Here is a 21,297-nt window from a genome sequence, read left to right as displayed (position 1 = left end):
TACTTATGAAGGAGAGAGAGTAATGTCCGGACATTCTAAATGGTCGAATATAAAATATAAAAAAGGTGCTGCTGATGTTAAAAAGGGTAAAATCTTTAGTAAGCTTGCTAAAGAGATTACTGTAGCAGCCAAAGATGGCGGCGGAGATCCAGGTGCTAATCCTCACTTGAGACAAGTTATGGATAAAGCTAAAGAAGCCAACATGCCTAACGATAATGTTGAGAGAGCAATTAAAAAAGGAACCGGGGAGTTGCCCGGAGTAAGCTATGAGCAGGTGCAGTATGAGGGGTATGGTTCTGCCGGGGTTGCTATTCTTGTTGAGGCATTGACTGATAATAAAAATAGGACTACGTCTGATATTAGAAATATATTTAGCAAACGTGGTGGAAATATGGCTGGAGCTGGTTCTGTAGCTTGGATTTTTGTGAGAAAAGGTTTAATAGTAGCCTCTGTAGATATTATAGACGAAGATACTCTTTTGAGTATGGTTATAGATGCTGGAGCAGAAGATATGAAGACTGAGGATGGCAATTACGAGATTATTGTTTCTGTCAATAATTTTGAAAATATTAAAAACAAGCTTAGAGACAATAATGTTGATTATATCTCTGCTGATATCACGATGATCCCTTCTAATACCGTAAAGCTGACCGGGCATGATGCAAAGCAGGTGCTATTGTTGCTGGAAGAGATAGAGTCTCACGATGATGTTCAGGATGTCTACGCTAATTTCGATATACCGGATGAGATTATAGAAGAGGTTGCTGGTGAAGATACTAGGAGTTGATCCTGGGCTAGACAATAGCGGGCATGCCTTAATTGAAGTCAGCGAAGGCTGCAATCCATCTAATTTTAAAGAGAGCGTCAATATTTTAAATTTTAGCACTATAACTTCTGACTCCAAGAAATCTCTTGAAGAGCGGCTTAAGTATATACATTCAAAATTTAAGAAACTTTTATCTGAATTGAAGCCAGACGTTGTTGTTGTTGAAGATATATACTCCAATTCTTCTTATCCTCAAGCAGGCTTAAAGATGGCTAATGTAAAAGGAGTCGTGGAGCTTGCGGTATCTCAGAAAAATATAAAGTTAGTCAATTTGACAGCAACAAAAGTAAAGAAAACTATTATAGGCCGCGGAAATGCCAAAAAAGAGCAGGTTGCAAAAATGATAGAAGATGGGTTTGACCTGAAAGGGGCAGGCAACTTGCACGAGTCTGATGCTCTAGCTACAGCCTTAGCCCACTTCTTAATAACGACAAGAAAGGTTCAAGTCTTATGATCTCAAGGCTTAAAGGAGCTATAAGGGATATTAGAGAGAGCAGTATTGTTGTATCGAGCGGAGCTTTTGGTTATGAAATTTTAATTCCGGATTCTGTGCTGCAGGGTTTAGAGAGGGGTCAGGAGATAGATCTTGTTATATATAGCTATTACCAGAATGAAGGCAATAAAATGATACCTGTTTTAATAGGTTTCAGAAATTATGTTGAGAGAGAGTTTTTTGAAAATCTTATCAAGATATCAGGCATTGGCGCTAAGGTTGCAATCAAAGCACTTAAGTATCCCGCCTCTCAGCTTGCTGTTGCAATTGATAAAGGGGATGAGAAATTCTTAAGTTCTCTCCCTGGCATAGGACAGCAGAAAGCAAGGCTGATTATAGCAAAGCTACAGGGCAAAGTAGGTAAATATGCCTTGGTTCAAGAAGGGGTTAGAAAATTATTAAAAGTGGATTCTGGCATTAGAGATGAGGCTCTTGATGTATTGCTTCAGCTGCAGTATAAAAAGAGCGAAGCTGAGGAGATGATAGACAAAGCGTTTATTAGAAATTCAGAGCCTAAGAACGTGGAAGAGCTGCTCAATGAGATATATAGGGTGAGGATAACGGATAGATGAAAGAAGAGATTATAAGTAAAAACATTCAGGATGAGGAGCAGATACTAAATATATCCTTAAGGCCTAAGAAGTTAGGTGAGTTTATAGGCCAGGGGCGGGTTAGAGAGGGTTTAAGTATAGGTGTTAGGGCTGCCTTAAAGAGGAAGGAGCCGATAGATCATGTTCTTTTCTCAGGCCCCCAGGGGTTAGGCAAGACAACCCTTGCTCACATCATAGCCCATGAGATGGGTTCAAATGTTATTACTACTTCTGGCCCTAGCATTGATAGAGCTGGAGACCTGGTCGGTATACTCACCAATCTTAATGAGGGCGATGTATTCTTCATAGATGAGATTCACAGGCTATCTAAAACTGTTGAGGAATTTCTCTATTCAGCAATGGAGAACTTCAAGATTGATTTCATCATAGATAAAGGACCATATGCAAGGACAATAAAGTTTCATCTTAAACGTTTTACTCTTATTGGAGCGACTACGCGTTCAGGGCTATTGTCAGCTCCTTTAAGGGCTAGGTTCGGCATCTATCATCATCTTGATTTTTATCAGCCTGATGAGCTCTCACATATCGTTAAGCGCTCTGCGAATCTGATGGATATTCCAATCGAAGAAAAGGCGGCTCTGATGATAGCAAGGTGTTCTCGCGGTACGCCGCGTATAGCCAACAGGATTTTACGTAGAGTACGTGATTATGCTCAAGTTAAATTCGATGGCAATATTACCGCTTCAATTGTATCTATTGCGCTGGAGAAGGAAGGGATTGATGATTTAGGTTTAAGCCACATTGATAGAAGAGTGCTTTCGACAATAATAGAACAGTATAAAGGTGGTCCTGTTGGAATAGATGCTTTGGTTGCAGCTCTTAATGAAGAGCCGGATACTATAATAGATGTTGTTGAGCCCTATCTCCTAAAGGCTGGATTCCTAAAGAGGACTCGTCAAGGAAGAGAGGCAACCGATCTTGCTTACAAGCATTTAAAGCCTAATAAAGACAAAGCAGTTATTTAGTCTATCTTTATGAACGGTATCTTGATCCATATCTGTTGTGCGCCATGTGCAATTGAGGTAGTTAATGAAGCTAAAAGAATAGGTTTTGATAATATTCTTGGTTATTATGCTAATCCCAATATTCACCCTTATTCAGAGTTTAGGAGAAGAGAAGAGGCGCTTCTTAAATACTGCAAGTTATCTGATTTAAATTGTAAATATTTAGATTATAATCCTTATTCTTTTTTCAAAAACTTGACTGCTGAACACCAAAGCCCTAAGAGATGCTGGTACTGCTGGAAGCTTAGGCTCAAATTAACGGCTAAGTTTGCAAAAAATGAAGGATTCGATAGTTTTACTACTACGCTTTTGATAAGCCCTTATCAGTCTCAAGAAGAGATAACTAAGATAGGTGAGGAGGTGGGCCGGGAATACGGGTTAAATTTCATATCTTCTAATTTTAGAAAGTTTTATTCAGAAGGAAGACGCAGGGCGAAAGAGATTGATCTTTACAGGCAAAACTATTGCGGTTGCATATTCAGTGAGCTCGATAGAGAAGAGAGGGTAAAATCTAAGAGTTAGAGTAGCTGAGCGGCGCTATCTACGCTTGACCTTTCTGTCTAGAATACCTATCATATCATTATTTCAAGGAGATGAATGTTTAATCATTGCCGGCCTATTATATATGAGGTGTTTAATTAGAAAATGAAAAAGATATTACCTTTTTTTATCGTTGGGTTGCTCTTATTGTCCAAAAATGGTCTTTCTTTAGAAGACTCTTTAAGAGTAGTCATTAAAAAAAATATTAAGAGCTGCCGTCTTCTGGTTAAAGGAGATTACAGAGTGCAGCTTCCTTTTACAGAGGAAGAGCTGGATCGAGGCAGGAATTTAAAGACAGATATCTCTGTAGATAATAGTAAAGGTATAAGGATTGGAGGAAGTTATTACAATGTTTTTGCAGTCGAAGTTTTACCGCAAAAAGATGGGGCTATTTATGTAGACTCTAGGCCTTATCGCGGGAAAATGAGGTTTATAAAGAAAGACGGGAGCCTGGCCGTTGTCAATATTATATCACTTGAAGACTATTTAAAGGGAGTTTTGGAGTATGAGGTTGCACATTGGTGGCCGATGGAATCTCTAAAGGCTCAGGCTGTAGCTGCTCGTACCTATGCATTGTATATGAAAGAGATGAACAAGAATAAGAGTTATGATTTAACATCTGATGTCTTATCTCAAGTCTATGGGGGCAAGCTTGGTGAGCGTTGGCGTATAAAGAGAGCTGTTTTATCTACCGAAGGGTTAATACTGATGTACGGTGGTAATGTTCTGCCTACTTTCTATCATTCAACATGCGGCGGACATACGGATGATGTAAAACACCTCTGGAAGATGGAGACCCCTCCTCTTGGTGGGGTGAGCTGTGATTTCTGCCGCTACTCCAAGCATTACCGTTGGGACAAGAAGATAAAGGTTAAAGATTTTAAAGCCGCCTTTAGTAAGTCTGGATACAACTTAAATAATATAGATAAAATATTTGTTAAGGAGCGTTACGGGAACGATTATGTGAAGACGATTGAGATTTTTGCAGACAGCAAGGAATATCTTATCTCTGCTAAAGAGTTCAGGAGTATTCTAGGAGCAGATATTATAAGAAGTAGACTATTTGCGCTTGATAAGATAGACGGCGTTATAAGTATTAGGGGTTATGGCTGGGGCCATGGCATTGGACTCTGTCAGTGGGGTGCCTACGGCATGTCTAAAAAAGGGTATGATTTCCGTGAGATTTTGGAGTATTACTATCCAGGCTCTGAAATAAAGAAGATTATTTGGGATGAGAAGTAAAATAGATCTAGAAGACTATAATTACGACTTGGATAAAGAGTCGATTGCGTATTATCCAACACAGAAAAGAGAAGAGTCTCGCCTTATGGTGCTAGATCGCGAGGCGAGAGATATTGAGATTAAAATCTTTAGAGATATTCTGAGTTATTTTAAGAAAGGCGATGTTTTAGTTAGAAATATTTCAAAAGTTATTCCAGCCCGCCTGTTTGCAAGTAGAAGTACAGGAGGTAAAATAGAGATCCTGTTTCTCAATAAACCGATTAAAGGTGAGAATATTGTTTTAATGAAATTGAGAGGCAAGCTGAGGGCTAATGAAGAGATATTTCTTCCCGGAGATAAAAAGGCAATCTATTTAGGCAGGCAAGATTCTTTTAATGCGATTAAGCTTATGTTTGATCCTGGATTTGACTATCTCTTAGAGTACGGTAATATGCCTCTACCTCCCTATATAAAGAGAAAAGCCGAAGCATTGGATAGAGAGCGTTATCAGACAGTCTATGCTCAGAATCCAGGTTCGGTTGCTGCTCCTACTGCAGGCCTTCATTTTAGTTCGGATTTAATCTCTAAGATAGAGTCTATCGGTGTAGATATCGTAGACCTCTTACTCCATGTTAGCTATGCGACTTTCAAGCCTTTAGATGAGGTTGGTCTTAGTGGAGATAGACTTCATAGAGAGTATTATAAGATATCAGAGAAGAGTGCCTCTAGAATTAATAAAGCCAAAAAGGATGGCCAAAGGATTATAGCTGTTGGCACTACAACGGTTAGAGTTCTGGAGTCACAGGCATACTCTGAAGATGGAGAGTCAGGGATTAAGCCTGGTGAAGGAGAGATAGACATGTTTATCAAGCCGGGGTATAAATTCAAAATTATAGATGCTTTAATAACTAACTTTCACTTGCCTAAGACAAGCCTCTTACTCTTAGTCTCGGCTTTTGCCGGGCGGGATCTTCTTTTCTCCGGATATAGAAAGGCGGTAGAAGAGAGGTTTCGGTTCTATTCTTATGGGGATGCCATGTTTATAATTTAAGATTCTATAGACATCTTATGGTATAATTAATCCATGAGGTGGGGTTGTCTAGTAAGTTCAATTAGTATTATATTTATCTCTTCACTATTTCTATCTCCGATTGTCTTAGCCCGTAGAGTCAATAGGCTCCAGCTCTCTCAGGCTGAAATTTTCAACGAAGCAGGCAGCCTAATAAAACAGGCTGAGGAAGTTGTCGGCTCAGGAGATTATACGGCAGCTTTATTGTATTTAAAAAATGCTATTAGATCTCAAGGCTATCTTAGCGATCCTCTTGAGAGGGCAGGTATACTAGTCCAAGCAGCATCACTATATCAAAAGATAGATTATAATAGTGAGGTAAATATCTGCATTGAAGAAGCCCAGGAATTATTGATTCAATGCAGGGATATCGCTCTTAGCGTTGAAGATAAGATTCTTAGTGCGATCTGTTTTACAAAAATAGCCAGATGTTATTTGTTAATGGGGGATATAAACAGTCAAAATAGCTCCATGGCTCAGGTATCAAGCATTATGTATGATATGACTTGTGATGAGATTGCCGATATAGATATAAATAATTTTCGAACTCTAGCATCTTCGATGGTCCTCTATTACCAAGGGATGGAGGGGGTTATTTTCGAGGGTAGTTTTATGCAAGAATTTTTAATCAGATTTAATAAAGCCAGGGCGTATTTTCAAGATAATGAAGGTGGTATTCAGTTAGCACAGTGTGAGGAGATGGAAGCCTTTTTATATGATAAGTTGGGAGCTTATGGTATAGCTATTAAGTTTTATAAAAGAGCTGCGCATAGATACGAGGGTTTGTCAGCGGAGAGAGGTGGCGATTCGGATTTGACTTACACTAGCGCTGATTTAAGTTTTAGGGCAGCTGAACTATGTTTAGAGATTTATCGAGCTGGTGGAGAGAAAAATATTGATGAGAGAGATAGTGCTGCAAAATCATTTGCCTTAGCTTCGCGTAGTTATGAGTTAGTAAAAGACTGGGAAAAAGCTTCAGAGTCTTCTGAAAGAGCATTTGAAATCAATAGAGATAGAGGAGAGTATGGCTTAGCTTCTAGGTCTATTCTTTGGGCTGCAATGAATAGAAGAAGATATGCATATCAGACAGGAGAAGCAGTAGATCGCATGAAGGAGGCCTCTCTTTGGGTAATGCGGGGTGATATGCTAAGAGAGCATGCTCAGGAGATTACAGAGATAGATGCAGAAGAGGAGATGTTGAAAGTATATCAGGAAGCCAGGGCGGCTTACAAAGAGGCCTATGATATTTATCGTGAGCAAGGTGATTTAGCAGGGATGCGGGAGTCTATTGTTTCGAGAGAGCAAATATCAGGGTATCTCAATTATTTAAATTAAAAGAAGTTGATTTTTTTCTTTTTTGCTGTACAATTTCATAAATCATCAGTTCTTTGTATCGTACAATATGCTGGCGTAGCTCAGTGGTAGAGCTGGGGTTTTGTAAACCTCAGGTCGGGGGTTCGAATCCCTCCGCCAGCTTTTAAAGAGATATTTAAATTTATGGGCAGGTACCCAAGTGGACAACGGGGGCAGATTGTAAATCTGCTGCCAACGGCTTCGGAGGTTCAAATCCTTCCCTGCCCATTTTTTATATTATGTTTTTAATCTCTGCTTAGAATCTTATGTCCCTCTCTATCTAATTGAAGTAATTAAAAAAGTCTGTTAATATTTTCTCTATGAAAGAAGAGTATAGGTCAGCATTGGATCAGATACGCCAGAAGTACGACGAGATTGTCTCTAAGTTATCTCAGATTGAGATTGCTTCTGATTATGGTATTTGCCAGGAGTATGCTAAAGAGAGAGCCCGTTATGAGAATGTTGTTGCTGCGGCTAAATTGCTAGAAGAGAAAGAGTTGGAATTAAAAGGGATAACCGAAATGTTAGATCAGAGCGGTGTAGCTCAAGATATGAAAGAGCTGGCTGGAGAGGAGAGAGAAAGACTTAGCGCTGAGATAGACGGTATTAATGTAAAGATAGAGAGACTGATACTAGATACTTTTATACCCTCTGAAGCCTATAAAAATATAATTTTTGAGATACGTGCAGGAACAGGAGGAGATGAAGCCGGACTTTTTGTTGCAGACCTATATAAGATGTATAGCCGGTTTGCTCAGAAGCAGAACTGGAGATTGGAGGTTATGGATTCAAGCCCTACTCCTTTGGGCGGTTTTAAAGAGTTGATCTTTTCTATTTCAGGCAGAGATGTCTATCAGCATATGAAGTACGAGAGCGGGGTTCATAGGGTTCAGCGCGTGCCTTCAACTGAGACGGGAGGTCGAATTCACACTTCGGCCGTATCTGTAGTTGTTTTGCCGGAACCAGAAGAGGTTGAAGTTAAAATAGATACCAAGGATTTAAAGGTAGACACTTATAGGGCGTCTGGAGCAGGAGGGCAGCATGTTAATGTTACTGATTCTGCGGTTAGGATTACCCATCTTCCATCAGGTATTGTTGTTGCCTGTCAAGACGAGCGTTCACAGATAAAGAACAGACAGAAGGCGATGAGGATTTTAAAAGCGCGATTATTGGATTTTCAGATAAGAACTCAGGAAAGAGAGCGCGATGAGAAGAGGCGTGTATCTGTTGGGACAGGGGATAGAAGCGAGAAGATAAGGACCTATAATTTTCCTGACAACAGAGTTACAGATCATAGAATAAATTTGACTCTGTATAAACTTGAAGGAATATTAAATGGAGATATTGATGAAGTGGTCGAATCTCTGACAATAGAAGAGAGAAAGGAGATGTTCAAAAAGTTTAAACTTAAAGGGAATATAGATGAGAGCGGTTGATATTGTAAGTAGATATAGCAGTGAGATCTCAAAGAGAGAAGTAGAGGAGATAATGCTCTCTATCTTAAACTTGAAATGTCGGAGCGAACTCTATATGGCTGAAGTTGAAAATTTTCCTTTAAGTGAGATGGATTATTTTTTGAGCCAAAGAAAGAGAGGTATACCTTTACAATATTTAACATCAAATGTTAATTTTTACGGGTTTGATTTTAATGTAGAAGAAGGTGTTTTTATTCCACGTCCGGAGACCGAAGTCATTGTTGATTATATAGCTAAAGAGTATTTCGGGTATAAGAATCTGAAGATACTGGAGATAGGTACAGGAACTGGCGTAATAGCTATATGTTTGACAAAATTATTTAGCGATTGTAAAATTGTTGCCACCGATATTAGCCCTACTGCAATTAGAGTTGCGTCAGAGAACGCAGTTTTAAACGGTTCTATATCAAATGTTTTGTTTGTAAAGGGCGATTCGGTTGGATTTATTAAAAAAGAGGGTTTTTTTGATCTTTTGGTTTCAAATCCTCCTTATATAGCATTCTCTCAAGAGGGTGTTTTGTCTCCTGAGGTTAAAAAGGAACCTAGGGAGGCTCTTTTTGGAGGAGAGAATGGTTATGAGTTTACGCTTAAATTGATAGTCGAGGCCTCTGCTGTTATAAAAAAAGGCGGCAGGATGGTTATAGAGATAGATCCTGAGCATAGGTTTATATATGAGAGAGAGTTAGGCGGGGCTGAAAAGTTAGAGTTCATAGAGGATCTAGAGCATAAAGAGAGAGTGATGGTTATAGGTTTTTAAAAATGGATAAAATAAAGATAAGAGGTTCTAATAGATTGGTTGGCAGCGTGGATATATCGGGAGCAAAGAACTCTCTGCTTCCTATCCTTGCTGCAACATTACTTAGCGACGAAGAGTGCATTATAGATAATGTCTCTAATTTGAAAGATGTTAAGACTATGATTCAGATTTTAGGATGCTTGGGCGTATTGGTTAGGCAGGAAGATAAGAGGCTTTATATAGAGCCAAAAGAGTTTTTAGGTAACGAAGCTTCTTATGAGTTGGTCAAAACCATGAGAGCATCAATATGTATTTTGGGTCCTCTTCTGGCTAGAAAGAGAAAGGCGCGGGTCTCTTTTCCAGGGGGCTGCATTATAGGGAGAAGGCCGATAGATCTCCATCTCAAGGGATTAAAATCTTTAGGTGCAAAGATAGAATGCAAGCATGGTTATATTAATGCTGAGGCCGACTCTCTTAAAGGTAGGCGTTTATATTTAGGCGGCCCTTTTGGTTCCTCTGTTCTTGCAACTGCAAATATTATGATGGCTGCAACTTTGGCCGAAGGAGAGACTCACATAGAGGCTGCTGCTTCAGAGCCTGAGATTGCTGATTTGGCCGATTTTTTAAATAAGATGGGGGCTAAGATTGAAGGAGCTGGCACTCCTATAATACAGATAGAAGGTGTCCAGAAGCTGCATGGAGCAAAGCATAGTGTTATACCTGATAGGATTGAAGCAGGAACCTATATGATTGCAGCCGCTATAACAGGAGGGGATGTTTTTATAAGGAATGCTAAAGTAGAACATCTTGGCGCTGTTATAGATGCTCTTGACAGCATAGGTTGTGTTATTGATGTAAGAGAGGATGGCATAAGCATCAAATCTAATGGCAGATTGAGTTCGTCTGAAATAACAACATTACCTTATCCAGGTTTTCCTACTGATATGCAGGCTCAGTTTATGTCTCTTCTTGTAGTTTCCGATGGAGTCAGCGTTATAACCGAGAAAGTTTTTCCTGAAAGATTTATTCATGCAGGAGAGTTAAAGAGAATGGGGGCGGATATAGCTCTAGAGGGCCCTACCGCTATAATTAAAGGAGTAAGCAGTTTAAGCGCTGCTGATGTAATGGCTTCAGATTTAAGAGCTTCAGCGGCATTGATTTTAGCTGGATTAGTTGCAGAGGGTGATACTATTATATCTAGGGTCTATCATTTAGACAGAGGTTATGAGAGAATAGTGGAGAAGTTGGGAAGTTTGGGTGCCCAAATAGAGAGGGTAAAAGAATAAATGTATTGGTGTAGTAAATTTTAATTCTAAGGAGGTAGGAGATGGCTGTTAAGATCAGGTTAAGAAGAATAGGTAAGAAGAAAGTTCCTCATTACAGGATAGTTGTAGCTGATTCTAGGGCTGCAAGAGATGGTAAGTTTATAGAACAGATTGGATGCTATGATCCTAAGAAAGAGGCTGACCAGGCTAAGATTGACAAGGAGAAGGCTATGGATTGGATTAAGAAAGGAGCCCAAGTAAGTGAGACCGTTAAGTCTTTGATGAAAAAAAACGGAATAGATCCAGACGAATTTAAAAAAGCAATTAAGAAGAAAAAGTAAGATGGTTATAGATGTTTTGACTCTCTTTCCAGGTATGTTTGAGCCGGTAATTTCTGAGTCTATATTGAAACGGGCTCAAGAGAAAGAACTAGTAGATATAAATCTTCATGATTTAAGAGATTGGACATCTGATAAGAGAGGTACTGTAGATGATAGGCCGTTTGGCGGAGGGCCGGGAATGGTCTTAAAGCCAGAACCTATATTTAAAGCTTTAAATGAGCTAAGAAGAGAGGACTCTCATGTCATACTTCTTGGTCCCTCTGGAAAGAGACTAGAGCAGAGCTACTTAGTAGAGTTAAAGACTAGAAGTCATATTATTTTGATCTGCGGTCATTATGAAGATGTGGACGAAAGGGTCAGGAAGCATTTAATAGATCAAGAGGTATCTATAGGGGATTATATATTGACTTGCGGGGAATTGCCTGCAATGGTCATTATAGATTCTCTGATACGTCTCTTGCCGGATGTTTTAGGCAATGAAGATGCAAATGAATTGGAGTCTTTCAGTAGAGGGTTGCTAGAGTACCCTCAATATACAAGGCCAGCTGATTTTAATGGCTGGAGTGTTCCGGATGTTCTTTTAAGCGGTGATCATAAAGAGATAGAACAGTGGAGACTTAAAAAGTCGTTGGATAAGACAGAGAGATTGCGGCCGGATTTATACGATAAGTTTAAAAAGAGTAATAAAATATAAGGAGGAGAGATGAAAGATATTATCAGAGAAGTAGAGCAGAAGTATAGAAAAGAACAGCTGCCTAAATTTAATGTGGGAGATACTGTTAAGGTCCATATTAAGATACAGGAAGGAGAGAAGCGTAGAAAGCAGATCTTTGAAGGTATAGTTATTGCTATAGGTGGTTCAGGTATAGGAAGAGCCTTTACTGTAAGAAAGATAAGTTATAGCGAAGGCGTAGAGAAGGTTTTTCCGTTTCACTCACCTGCTGTTGAAGAGGTGGAAGTTGTAAAAATGGGAGATGTCAAAAAAGCAAAGCTCTACTATTTAAGAGAGAGGATAGGCAAGAAGGCAACAAGAGTCAAAGAGAAAATAGGCGGTTCAAGAAAAGTAGTCAAGGAGAAAAAATAGAAGATAGTCTTATAGAAGATGGCCTCTCCCTGATTGTAGGGGTAGATGAAGTAGGGCGTGGAGCGCTTGCAGGCCCTGTTACAGCAGCTGCAGTATTATTCAGCAAAGAAGTGTTAAAGAATAGAAGTAGCATCTTTAAAGACGAGATAAAAGACTCTAAGCTCCTAAGTGCCTCTAAGAGGGAAGAGCTGTTTTTAAAGATATCTAAATTTGCTAAAGTTGCGACCTCTAGTATCTCCCATCAGAAGATTGATGAAGTAAATATCTTAGAAGCTACAAAGCTTGCTATGAAGGAAGCTGTTCTCTCGCTGGACTTAAATCCCGAATTAGTGCTTATAGATGGGAATATAACTCTAGATTTAAAGCTGACTCAGATTCCGATACCGGGAGGAGATAGAATATGTTTCTCTATTTCAGCTGCCTCTATTATAGCCAAGGTAACAAGGGATAGGTATATGATAGAGATAGGTAATAAGTATGGTAATTATAATTTTGTTCAAAATAAGGGATATGGCACAAAAGAGCATATGGAGCTACTTCGTCTTAACGGCCCATCGCCGATACATAGAAAGACGTTTGCACCTCTAAAGAATAGAGTCTTTGAAGTTTAGTGATATTTTTTTATTCTGTATATTTTATAGATTAAGATTCCAAAATTAGAAATATTGTTATATCCTATTCTATAGTTATGTTTTAACTATATTTTTAAATTGAGATCTTTTATGAAAATCAAGAAAATTACAGATGTTGCAAGCGGAATTGGATTAAGTAGTAAGGATTATTTAGCCTATGGAGACTTTAAAGCCAAGGTTAAATTGTCTGTTCGAGAGAAGTTTGAAAATAGAAAAGAAGGTAAGCTCATATTCGTAACCTCTATAAACCCTACTCCTTCAGGTGAAGGTAAAACAACAACATCTATAGGATTAGCTCAAAGTTTGAATAGAATGGGTAAAAAGGCCTTACTCTGTTTGCGCCAGCCTTCGCTGGGGCCTGTCTTTGGTAGAAAAGGAGGGGCAGCTGGAGGCGGAAAAGCCTCCCTCTATCCATTCTCCGATGTAAATCTCCACTTAACAGGCGACTTCCATGCTATTACTGCTGCTCATAATCTTTTGGCTGCTGTTATAGATAACCATATTTACTGGGGAAATAAGCTGGGTATCGATAAAGATAGAGTGCTTTGGGATAGAGTTTTAGATGTAAATGATAGAACTTTAAGAGATATCTCTATTGGTCTAAGCTTGAAGGATAAGGGTTATCCTAGGAATAGCGGTTTTAAGATTACATCTGCATCTGAGCTGATGGCTATACTTGCTCTTTTTAAAAACAGAAGAGATATCGAAAGAATGATCTCTCGCATTATGGTTGCTTACGATAAAGATGGTGCTCCTGTTTATGCTAAAGATCTAAAAGTTGTACCTGCAATATCGCTTCTTCTAAAAGACGCTATGATGCCTAATCTCATTCAGACTCAAGAGGGTGACCCCGTCTTTGTGCATACTGGCCCGTTTGCTAATATAGCCCATGGTAACTCTAGCCTTGTAGCTACTGAGATGGCTTTAAAGCTCGCAGATTATGTTATAACAGAAGGAGGTTTCGGGTCTGATCTGGGATTTGAAAAATTTATAGATATTGTAGCCAGAAAGGGCGGTTTTAAAATATCCTCAGTTGTGCTAGTAGTCTCTTTGCGGGCCTTAAAATATCATGGCGGTCTTAATTTAGAAAACATAAACAGAGCCAGCAGTGCTGCTTTAAAAAAGGGATTAGCCAATCTCTCGCACCATATTGGAATTGTGCGTAGGTTTAATCTTGAGCCCGTTGTCTGTATAAATAGGTTTAAGCAAGATAAGGATAGCGAGATTGAATCTTTGAAAGATTATTGTTCTAATATTTTAGGGGTTGAGGTTGCAGTATCTGATGTGTATGCTAAAGGTTCTAAAGGCGGATATGAATTGGCAGAGAAGGTTTTGTCGAGCATCTCTTCAGGAAAGAGTGAGATGAAAACACTCTATGGTTTAAATCAGACTCTTAAGAGTAAAATTTTAAAAATAGCAGAAGATATCTATGGAGCTTCTGGGGTTGATTATACGAAAGAGGCAGAGGAGAAGATAGATTCATTTCAGAGCCTCGGCTATGGTAAGCTTCCAGTGAGTATAGCCAAGACCCAGTTCTCTTTGACTCACAATCCGAGAATTAAAGGGGTTAGAGAGGATTGGAGGTTGCTGATAAAAGATGTTGTGATATCAAGTGGTGCAGGTTTCTTAATACCGATTACAGGAGATATGCTTCTTTTGCCTGGGTTGCCCAAGCATCCGGTGCTTGAGAACATAAAATTTTCTAAAGGAGAATACCAGGGGCTTTTTTAATGGATAGATTAATAGACAGCAGCTTAAAGGAGTATCTGGTTGGTGTAGGAGAGAAGATCCCAGCTCCAGGCGGAGGCAGCGTTACTGCTGCTGTACTCTGCTGCGGGGTATCTCTGTATAAGAAATGTCTGTTGTATAGTTTTAATAATTTCGAAAAAGAAGATCTTAAAAATATAGAGCTGTTCCTAAATCAAGCCACAGAAAAGACTTTAGCTCTAATCGATAGAGATAGAGAGGTCTATTTGAGATTAAATGATTTGATTAAAGATAAATCAGCTAATAGAGACGAGATGCAGAAGGCTTATTGTGAGGCAGCATCTGTTCCCCTTGATATGATCAGAGTAGCCGTAGCTGCCCTTGATCTAATAAATAGATCTGCAAGTAAGATTAAAAAGACGTTTGTTTCGGATCTTATAGCTGCGGTCAGTTTTTTAGAGGCAGCATTTAATTCTGCTTTAATTTTCGTTGAAATAAATTTAAAATCTATTGATATGAGTCTTAAGGAATTTTCAGGTTTTGATGAAAAGGAGATTGCAAGAGCAAGGGAAGATTTTAAAAGAATCAGGATGGAGATAGAGAATGAATAATATAATAGATGGTAAAAACATAGCCTTGGTTTTGACCGAAGGTTTAAAAAAGGAATTCTTCTTGTTAGAGGAATCTTATGGCGTTAAAGCAAGGATGGCAGCTTTCTGTTTCAGTAGTGATTCAGCTTCGGATATATATGTAAAGGCTCAATCTAAACTAGCAGCTTATTTAGGAGTTGAATATCAGATCTTTAAATTGGGCCAAGATTTCAGTCTGGCTAATTTAAAGCAGAAGCTCTCCAGCTTAAACAGCGATTCTAATTTAGACGGTATTATGATTATGCAGCCTCTGGCGGATTCTCTTGATTGCAGGTCATTGCTTTTGGATATAGATCCAGTTAAAGATATTGAAGGAATTCACCCTATGAATCTCGGTGATCTTATCTCTTCTAATCCAGCATTGATACCACCTACAGCTGCAGCTATTATGAATATTTTAGATAGCTGCGTTGAAGACTATGTTGGTTCTGAAGTTGTAGTAATTGGACATAGCCATATAGTTGGTAAGCCATTGGCCATGCTGCTTGCGGACAAGCTTGCAACCGTCACTCTTTGTCATATTGGTACCTCAAAGGTCAAGAGGTTAAAAGCTCATGTTGAAAGAGCAGATGTTCTCATTGTGGCTGTTGGTAAGCCTGGGCTTATAAAAGGTGAATGGATAAAAGAGGGTGCTATTGTTATAGATGTAGGCATAAATAAGGTCGGCACTAATATTGTGGGAGATGTTGAGTTTGAGGAAGCTAAAAAGAGGGCTAGCTATATTACTCCTGTCCCTGCTGGTGTAGGTCCAGTCACAACAGTTATGCTGATGAGGAATCTATTGCTGGCTCTTAAGAAGAGACGTAATATTAGAATCTAATCTATTCAAATATCGATGAAGTATTTTTTGATTCTTTTGCTTTTGGTAACCAGCAGTCTTTATGCTCAAGAGTTCTCTATAGAATATTCCATAGATCGAGAGAGTATATCTTTGGGTGAGGTTTTAAAGTATAAGATTTTAATAGCAGGAGACTTAAAAGCAACGCCGACTTTAAATATTCCTAAGCTTCAAGATTTTAATATTATCTCTAACAGAAAGACGAGCAAGTTCAATACCTCTACTGGAGATGCGGTCTCTTCTGTAGAATTTATCTTCATGCTTGCCCCGCTTAAAGAAGGGTCTCTTGAAATATCCGGATTTAAAGTAGAAGCAGGGGGCATAAAATATGATGTTGAAACTGTAGAGATAAAGGTTGGTAAGAGTAAAAATAATAATTTATCTGAAAAATATAGCGATAGTTTAGAGAGTAAAAATAGTAAAAATTAGATTTGGCTATGAAAAACGTTGCTCTCTTAAATAATGTATTGTTTAACTCCATGGGGCTTAAGAGAGGAGAGAGCCTTCTCTTTATAACAGATAGATTGCTTTATCCAATAGCCGATCTCTTCTACGGTATCTCTTTAAAGTTAGGACCTGAATCTCTCTTCGTTAAAATACCCGATATGGAAGTAGATGGCCAAGAGCCTTCCTCTGCGGTGGCTAAAATCCTTAAGACTGCAGATGTTGCTTTACTTATGACCTCAAAATCACTCTCGCATACTAGAGCTAGAAGAGAGGCTTCTAAATCAGGGGTTAGAATTGCTTCTATGCCTGGGATAAGCTATGAAGTTGCAATGCGTAGTTTAAGTCTGGACTATAGGGAGATTAAACGTCTAGTCAAAATGATTTCTGACAAACTCTCTAAAGCCAAAATGGTCAGGGTTCTAACATCTAAAGGTACCGATATCTCTTTTTCAATAGAGAGTAGAATTGGCCTTGGAGATTACGGTATTTATAAAAATAAGGGTGACTTCGGCAATCTTCCTGCAGGCGAAGCTTTTATAGCACCTCTTGAAGGTTCAGCTAATGGTGTTATTGTTATAGATGGTTCAATTGCTGGCCTTGGCAGGTTAAGCAAAGATGTAAAGGTCTGGATTGAGAGAGGTAGACTTATCAAGAGTAAGCCTAGCAAGTTTATGAATTCTATATCTAGTTTTGGTGATAAAGCTTTAAATTTAGCAGAGTTTGGAATAGGTTTAAATCCAGAAGCTAAAGTAACAGGCAATGTATTAGAAGATGAGAAGGTTCTCAATACAGCTCACTTTGCTTTTGGAACCAATAAGAGTTTTGGCGGTAAAGTGGATGCCGGGATACATATTGATGCTGTTTTCTTTGATCCTAAGATATATTTAGATTCCAAGAGATTAAACTTATCTTAGCCTAGTTCAAAATAGAAATGACAGGAGTTGTTAAAGTCTCTTCTCTATGCTAAAATCTGATCTATTATGAAGATATTAATTATAGGCGCAGGTAATGTCGGTGCTCATGTAGGATATCTTATGCTATTTACTGATTCTGTTGATGAGGTATTGATATATGATATTCAGAAAGACATCTTAAAGGGTAAGGTTTTAGATCTCTCTCATGCCGGAGGAGTATTAAAAAAAGATGTTAAATTTACAGTAGTTGAAGATCTAAGCACAGTAGAGGCAGATATTGTTGTGATAACAGCTGGTATGCCGCGTAAAGAAGGAATGACTAGATTTGACCTCCTTGAGGTTAATACCAAAATATTAGATCAGATAATAAACGGTATCAACAAACGTCTTATTGAAAAGTCTATATTTATAATAGTTTCTAATCCGGTCGATGTTTTAACATATTATTTCTACAATAAGACTGCTATCGATAGAAAAAGGCTTATTGGCATGGCGGGTGCTTTAGATAAGGGTAGATTTAGGTATTATTTAAGCAAGAATATAGGAGAGAATATCACAGTTTTTGAGCCTCAAGTCATAGGTTCACATAGCAAGGATATGTTCTGCATTTTTGACGGTGCTGGAGAAAATGTAGAGCTTTCTAAAGAAGAGACAAAAGAGGCGGGGGCTACAATTGTATCTTACTATAAGGGCGGTAGCGCTTATTTTGCTCCAGCTGCCGGAGTCAAAGTTGTTTTAGATGCTATATTAAGTGATAAAAAAGAGATAATACCTTCTGTGGCTATATTGGATGGGGAGTATGATTATAACGATATAGCATTTGGTGTTCCAGTTGAAATATCATCTAATGGAATAGAGAAGATTATTGAACTAGATTTAGATCAATTCCAAAAAGAAGAGTTAGATGAATCAATAAAGGGGATCAAGGAATCTTTAAGTTTTCTTAAAGATAAAAAGATTTTAAGTTAGCATGAGAAATGTAAAGCTTGCGGTAATTGGCGCAGGACCCGGAGGTTATCAGGCTGCCCTCCTTGCCGCCGTTTCTGGAGTAGAGACTCTGCTAATAGAGAAGAGTTATCTTGGCGGAGTCTGTCTTAATTGGGGTTGCATTCCAACGAAGTATTTTCTAAATCAAAGCGAAAAGTATCTTCAAATAAAAGAGTCTAAAAACTTTGGATTAGGAGAAGGCTCCTTAAGTCTTGATTATAAGTCGCTTAAAAAAGAGAAAGACTCATTAGTAGAATCTTTGCGAGGCGGCATTAAGTTTCTGCTGGATAAAAGAGGTGTGGATTTAATATTTAAAGAGGCAAGGATCTTATCATCAAACCGTATTCTAATTAAAGATGGGGATAGTTCTGAAGAGATAGAAGCGAGTAATATAATAGTTGCAACAGGTTCACGGCCTAAGCCTCTTTTAGGTATAGAGTTTGACAATAAGAGAGTGTTTTCCTCTGATACAATATTAGATTTAGATTATATCCCAAAGTCAATTACGATAATAGGTGCCGGAGCAATTGGGGTTGAATTTGCTTCTCATTTTTCTCGCTTAGGCAGCGAGGTAATTTTAGTCGAAGCTATGGATAGCATCCTACCTAACGTTGAGCGTGAACTTTCAAAGGTTGTTGAGTCTAGTCTCGTTAAGCAGGGTGTTAAGATATATAGTTCTTCTAAAGTTGTTGATCTTAAAAAAAGAGAAGAGTCTTTAGAATTTAATCTTTCTTCGGGGAATAGATTGTCATCACAAATTGCACTTATTGCTATATCTAGAGATCCCAACGTAGAAGTTTTAGATAATACCGGCATTGATTTAAAAGATAAGTTCGTCGCTGTTAACTCTAATACAGAGTCATCTCTTAAAGGTCTTTATGCTATAGGGGATTTAATTGGCGGGCCTATGTTAGCTCATAGTGCAAGCTATGGGGCTCATATTGCAGTCTCAAATATAATTGGAATCAAAAAAGAACTAGACTATTCCTATATTCCTAATTGTATCTATACAGACCCAGAGATTGCTTACGTAGGTTTAGAAGAGGCAGAGGCTAAAGAGCAGGGCTTTAAAGTAAAGATTGCAAAATTTTCTTTTAATGCTCTAGGTAAAGCAAGGGCGATATCAAAGAGAGAAGGTTTTATTAAATTAATTGCAGATGAGAATAGCAAGACGATATTGGGGGCAGGGCTTGTCGGCTCTTCTGTTACAGAACTAATAACAGAGCTGACTATGGCTATAAAGTTCAAAATTCCTTACTCTGAGCTTATAGATGTTGTGCATCCGCATCCTACATTAAGTGAGGTTATCGGAGAAGCTTTGGCGATTTTAAATGACAAAGCTATACATTACATATAGGTTTAATATTAGCTTGATTTAGCTTAAGAGATACCTTTAGAATCTAAATATGAAATCTTTAAGAGTCGCCATTGCACAGACTAATCCTTTAGTTGGAGATTTAAAGGGAAATAGTCAAGAGATAGCAAGATGCATAAAAAAGGCAGCTATTAATGAGCCTGACATTATAGTTTTTCCAGAGCTTGCTCTCTGCGGCTATCCTCCTGAAGATCTGATTCTAAAGCCTCACTTCAGAAAAGATTGTAAAGATGCTATTAATAAGCTAATTAAAAACAATAGTTTTAAAGGCCTAGCATTTATAGGTTATGTTGAAGAAAGCAAAAATAATATATATAACAGTATTGCCATAATAAAAGGTAAAAAAATAGTAGCGAATTATAGAAAGATCTGTTTGCCGAACTACGGGGTCTTTGATGAGAGCAGATACTTCTCTAAAGGTAAAGATTCTATGGTTATATCTCTAGATGGGATAAAGATTGCAATTACAATATGTGAGGATATCTGGACCGATAACAGTTCTTGCCTTAGAAATATTTGGAGTGGTGTAGATGCAATCATAAATGTTTCAGCCTCTCCGTATCATATGGGCAAGTTTAATCAACGCAAGAAGTTGCTTGAGAGAATATCTAAAGAATGTAAATCCAAAATTATATATGTTAATCAAGTTGGAGCTCAGGATGAGCTTGTCTTTGATGGTGCCAGCATGATTGTCGACAATGGGTCTTTGGAAATCATGGCTAAACAGTTTGAAGAAGACGTTGTCTTTAAAGATTTAAATTTTGAAGATATTAAGAAAAGAAGATCTTTAAAGAGCTGTAGTTTTATTGAGACAAATTTAAATTCAAATAAAAAGAATCCTATTATTGTAAAATCAAAAGAGAATCCTATGGGGGAATTAGAGGAGGTCTATTCAGCCCTTCTCTTAGGTACCAAGGATTATGTCCTAAAGAATGGTTTCTCAAAAGTTGTCATAGGCTTATCAGGCGGTATTGACTCTGCTTTAGTTGCGACAATAGCAAGAGATGCTCTTGGTGCAGGCTCTGTCTTGGGAGTAATAATGCCATCAGCATATTCGTCTAAATCTTCAGTTAAAGATGCACAAAGGTTAGCAGCGAATTTAGGAATCAAAACTATGGAGATTGCTATAGGCGATATCTATAGTTCTTACCTTAAAACTATGAAGCCATTTTTTAAAGGTTTAAAGTTCAATAAAGCTGAGGAGAATATTCAGGCCAGAATAAGAGGCAATATTTTAATGGCCCTATCTAATAAGTTTGGTTATTTAGTCTTGACTACTGGTAATAAATCGGAGGTATCTGTTGGCTACTGTACTCTTTATGGTGATATGGCTGGTGGCTTTGCTGTAATCAAGGATCTTACGAAGACTTTAGCGTATAAACTGGCTAAACGGAGAAATAGTTTAGATAAAAAGCCTATTATCCCATTAAATATCATAAAGAAGGCGCCTTCTGCGGAATTGCGACCTAATCAGAAAGACCAGGATACGCTCCCTCCCTATAATATGCTTGATGATATAATCTTAAAGTACATTGAGAAAGATATGAGTTTTGATGATATAGTCAAAGATGGATTTAGTAAAAAGGTTGTAAGAGAAGTAATAAAGATGATAGACAGCAATGAATATAAACGTCGTCAATCTCCACCTGGCATTAAGATTACACCTAAGTCTTTTGGTAAAGATAGGAGGATGCCTATAACTAGCGGGTATAAGATATAAACACATTAT

Annotated in this window: 23 protein-coding genes and 2 tRNA genes; all 25 read left to right on the top strand. The window is 38.2% G+C overall.

Annotated elements, in window-relative coordinates; translation table 11 throughout:
- The first annotated feature begins 22 nt into the window (after positions 1–22).
- Positions 23–787, top strand: a complete 765-nt coding sequence (locus P9X27_02285) for a YebC/PmpR family DNA-binding transcriptional regulator (protein MDP8253206.1) — start codon at positions 23–25, stop codon at positions 785–787.
- Positions 768–1,280, top strand: a complete 513-nt coding sequence (locus P9X27_02280; protein ID MDP8253205.1) for a crossover junction endodeoxyribonuclease RuvC — start codon at positions 768–770, stop codon at positions 1,278–1,280. The genes P9X27_02285 and P9X27_02280 overlap by 20 nt, the downstream gene beginning before the upstream one ends.
- Positions 1,277–1,891 carry a Holliday junction branch migration protein RuvA gene (gene ruvA / locus P9X27_02275; GenBank protein ID MDP8253204.1) on the top strand — a complete coding sequence of 205 codons (615 nt, stop codon included), beginning with the start codon at positions 1,277–1,279 and terminating at the stop codon, positions 1,889–1,891. The genes P9X27_02280 and ruvA overlap by 4 nt, the downstream gene beginning before the upstream one ends.
- Positions 1,888–2,895, top strand: a complete 1,008-nt coding sequence (gene ruvB, locus P9X27_02270; protein ID MDP8253203.1) for a Holliday junction branch migration DNA helicase RuvB — start codon at positions 1,888–1,890, stop codon at positions 2,893–2,895. Before ruvA ends, ruvB begins: the two co-directional genes overlap by 4 nt.
- Positions 2,896–2,904: 9 nt before the next feature.
- Complete coding sequence (locus P9X27_02265) at positions 2,905–3,456, top strand: epoxyqueuosine reductase QueH (GenBank protein ID MDP8253202.1); 552 nt, start codon at positions 2,905–2,907, stop codon at positions 3,454–3,456.
- A 123-nt stretch (positions 3,457–3,579) separates the two neighbouring features.
- The gene (locus tag P9X27_02260; protein MDP8253201.1) at positions 3,580–4,716 is read left to right on the top strand and encodes a SpoIID/LytB domain-containing protein; all 1,137 of its coding nucleotides are present in this window, start codon (positions 3,580–3,582) and stop codon (positions 4,714–4,716) included.
- Positions 4,706–5,746: a tRNA preQ1(34) S-adenosylmethionine ribosyltransferase-isomerase QueA gene (gene queA, locus P9X27_02255; protein ID MDP8253200.1), complete on the top strand. Its 1,041-nt coding sequence runs from the start codon at positions 4,706–4,708 to the stop codon at positions 5,744–5,746. The genes P9X27_02260 and queA overlap by 11 nt, the downstream gene beginning before the upstream one ends.
- Before the next feature lie 33 nt (positions 5,747–5,779).
- A complete protein-coding gene (locus P9X27_02250) occupies positions 5,780–7,099 on the top strand; it encodes a hypothetical protein (protein ID MDP8253199.1) in 1,320 nt (439 codons plus the stop codon).
- Positions 7,100–7,168: 69 nt separating this feature from the next.
- Positions 7,169–7,240 (top strand) — tRNA-Thr (locus P9X27_02245).
- A 23-nt stretch (positions 7,241–7,263) separates the two neighbouring features.
- A tRNA-Tyr gene (locus P9X27_02240) sits at positions 7,264–7,345 on the top strand.
- A gap of 92 nt (positions 7,346–7,437) precedes the next feature.
- Positions 7,438–8,553 carry a peptide chain release factor 1 gene (gene prfA / locus P9X27_02235; GenBank protein MDP8253198.1) on the top strand — a complete coding sequence of 372 codons (1,116 nt, stop codon included), beginning with the start codon at positions 7,438–7,440 and terminating at the stop codon, positions 8,551–8,553.
- Positions 8,540–9,349, top strand: a complete 810-nt coding sequence (gene prmC / locus P9X27_02230) for a peptide chain release factor N(5)-glutamine methyltransferase (GenBank protein ID MDP8253197.1) — start codon at positions 8,540–8,542, stop codon at positions 9,347–9,349. The genes prfA and prmC overlap by 14 nt, the downstream gene beginning before the upstream one ends.
- Positions 9,350–9,351: 2 nt before the next feature.
- Positions 9,352–10,614 carry a UDP-N-acetylglucosamine 1-carboxyvinyltransferase gene (gene murA, locus P9X27_02225; protein ID MDP8253196.1) on the top strand — a complete coding sequence of 421 codons (1,263 nt, stop codon included), beginning with the start codon at positions 9,352–9,354 and terminating at the stop codon, positions 10,612–10,614.
- 41 nt (positions 10,615–10,655) lie between these two features.
- Positions 10,656–10,934 (top strand): 30S ribosomal protein S16, encoded by a 279-nt coding sequence (gene rpsP, locus P9X27_02220; GenBank protein MDP8253195.1) that lies wholly within the window; start codon positions 10,656–10,658, stop codon positions 10,932–10,934.
- Between the two features lies 1 nt (position 10,935).
- The gene (trmD, locus tag P9X27_02215) at positions 10,936–11,628 is read left to right on the top strand and encodes a tRNA (guanosine(37)-N1)-methyltransferase TrmD (GenBank protein ID MDP8253194.1); all 693 of its coding nucleotides are present in this window, start codon (positions 10,936–10,938) and stop codon (positions 11,626–11,628) included.
- Between the two features lie 9 nt (positions 11,629–11,637).
- Entirely contained in the window at positions 11,638–12,018 is a 381-nt protein-coding gene (gene rplS, locus P9X27_02210) for a 50S ribosomal protein L19 (GenBank protein ID MDP8253193.1), read from the top strand.
- Between the two features lie 11 nt (positions 12,019–12,029).
- Positions 12,030–12,629 (top strand): ribonuclease HII, encoded by a 600-nt coding sequence (locus P9X27_02205; GenBank protein ID MDP8253192.1) that lies wholly within the window; start codon positions 12,030–12,032, stop codon positions 12,627–12,629.
- A 111-nt stretch (positions 12,630–12,740) separates the two neighbouring features.
- Positions 12,741–14,381, top strand: a complete 1,641-nt coding sequence (locus P9X27_02200) for a formate--tetrahydrofolate ligase (GenBank protein MDP8253191.1) — start codon at positions 12,741–12,743, stop codon at positions 14,379–14,381.
- Entirely contained in the window at positions 14,381–14,968 is a 588-nt protein-coding gene (locus tag P9X27_02195) for a cyclodeaminase/cyclohydrolase family protein (protein ID MDP8253190.1), read from the top strand. The genes P9X27_02200 and P9X27_02195 overlap by 1 nt, the downstream gene beginning before the upstream one ends.
- Positions 14,961–15,827: a bifunctional 5,10-methylenetetrahydrofolate dehydrogenase/5,10-methenyltetrahydrofolate cyclohydrolase gene (locus P9X27_02190; GenBank protein ID MDP8253189.1), complete on the top strand. Its 867-nt coding sequence runs from the start codon at positions 14,961–14,963 to the stop codon at positions 15,825–15,827. The genes P9X27_02195 and P9X27_02190 overlap by 8 nt, the downstream gene beginning before the upstream one ends.
- 15 nt (positions 15,828–15,842) lie before the next feature.
- On the top strand, positions 15,843–16,274 hold the full coding sequence (locus P9X27_02185) for a BatD family protein (GenBank protein MDP8253188.1): 432 nt from the start codon (positions 15,843–15,845) through the stop codon (positions 16,272–16,274).
- Positions 16,275–16,282: 8 nt separating this feature from the next.
- A complete protein-coding gene (locus tag P9X27_02180; protein MDP8253187.1) occupies positions 16,283–17,206 on the top strand; it encodes an aminopeptidase in 924 nt (307 codons plus the stop codon).
- 66 nt (positions 17,207–17,272) lie between these two features.
- On the top strand, positions 17,273–18,175 hold the full coding sequence (locus tag P9X27_02175; protein ID MDP8253186.1) for a hypothetical protein: 903 nt from the start codon (positions 17,273–17,275) through the stop codon (positions 18,173–18,175).
- Between the two features lies 1 nt (position 18,176).
- Positions 18,177–19,550 carry a dihydrolipoyl dehydrogenase gene (lpdA, locus tag P9X27_02170; protein ID MDP8253185.1) on the top strand — a complete coding sequence of 458 codons (1,374 nt, stop codon included), beginning with the start codon at positions 18,177–18,179 and terminating at the stop codon, positions 19,548–19,550.
- A 49-nt stretch (positions 19,551–19,599) separates the two neighbouring features.
- Positions 19,600–21,288, top strand: a complete 1,689-nt coding sequence (locus P9X27_02165) for an NAD+ synthase (GenBank protein ID MDP8253184.1) — start codon at positions 19,600–19,602, stop codon at positions 21,286–21,288.
- The last annotated feature ends 9 nt before the right edge of the window (positions 21,289–21,297 follow it).

Origin of the sequence: Candidatus Kaelpia aquatica, assembly GCA_030765335.1 — a bacterium.
Taxonomy (GTDB): domain Bacteria; phylum Omnitrophota; class Gorgyraeia; order Kaelpiales; family Kaelpiaceae; genus Kaelpia; species Kaelpia aquatica.
Note: the sequence above shows the minus strand (reverse complement) of the source record. Positions and strands in the feature narration are given on the sequence as shown.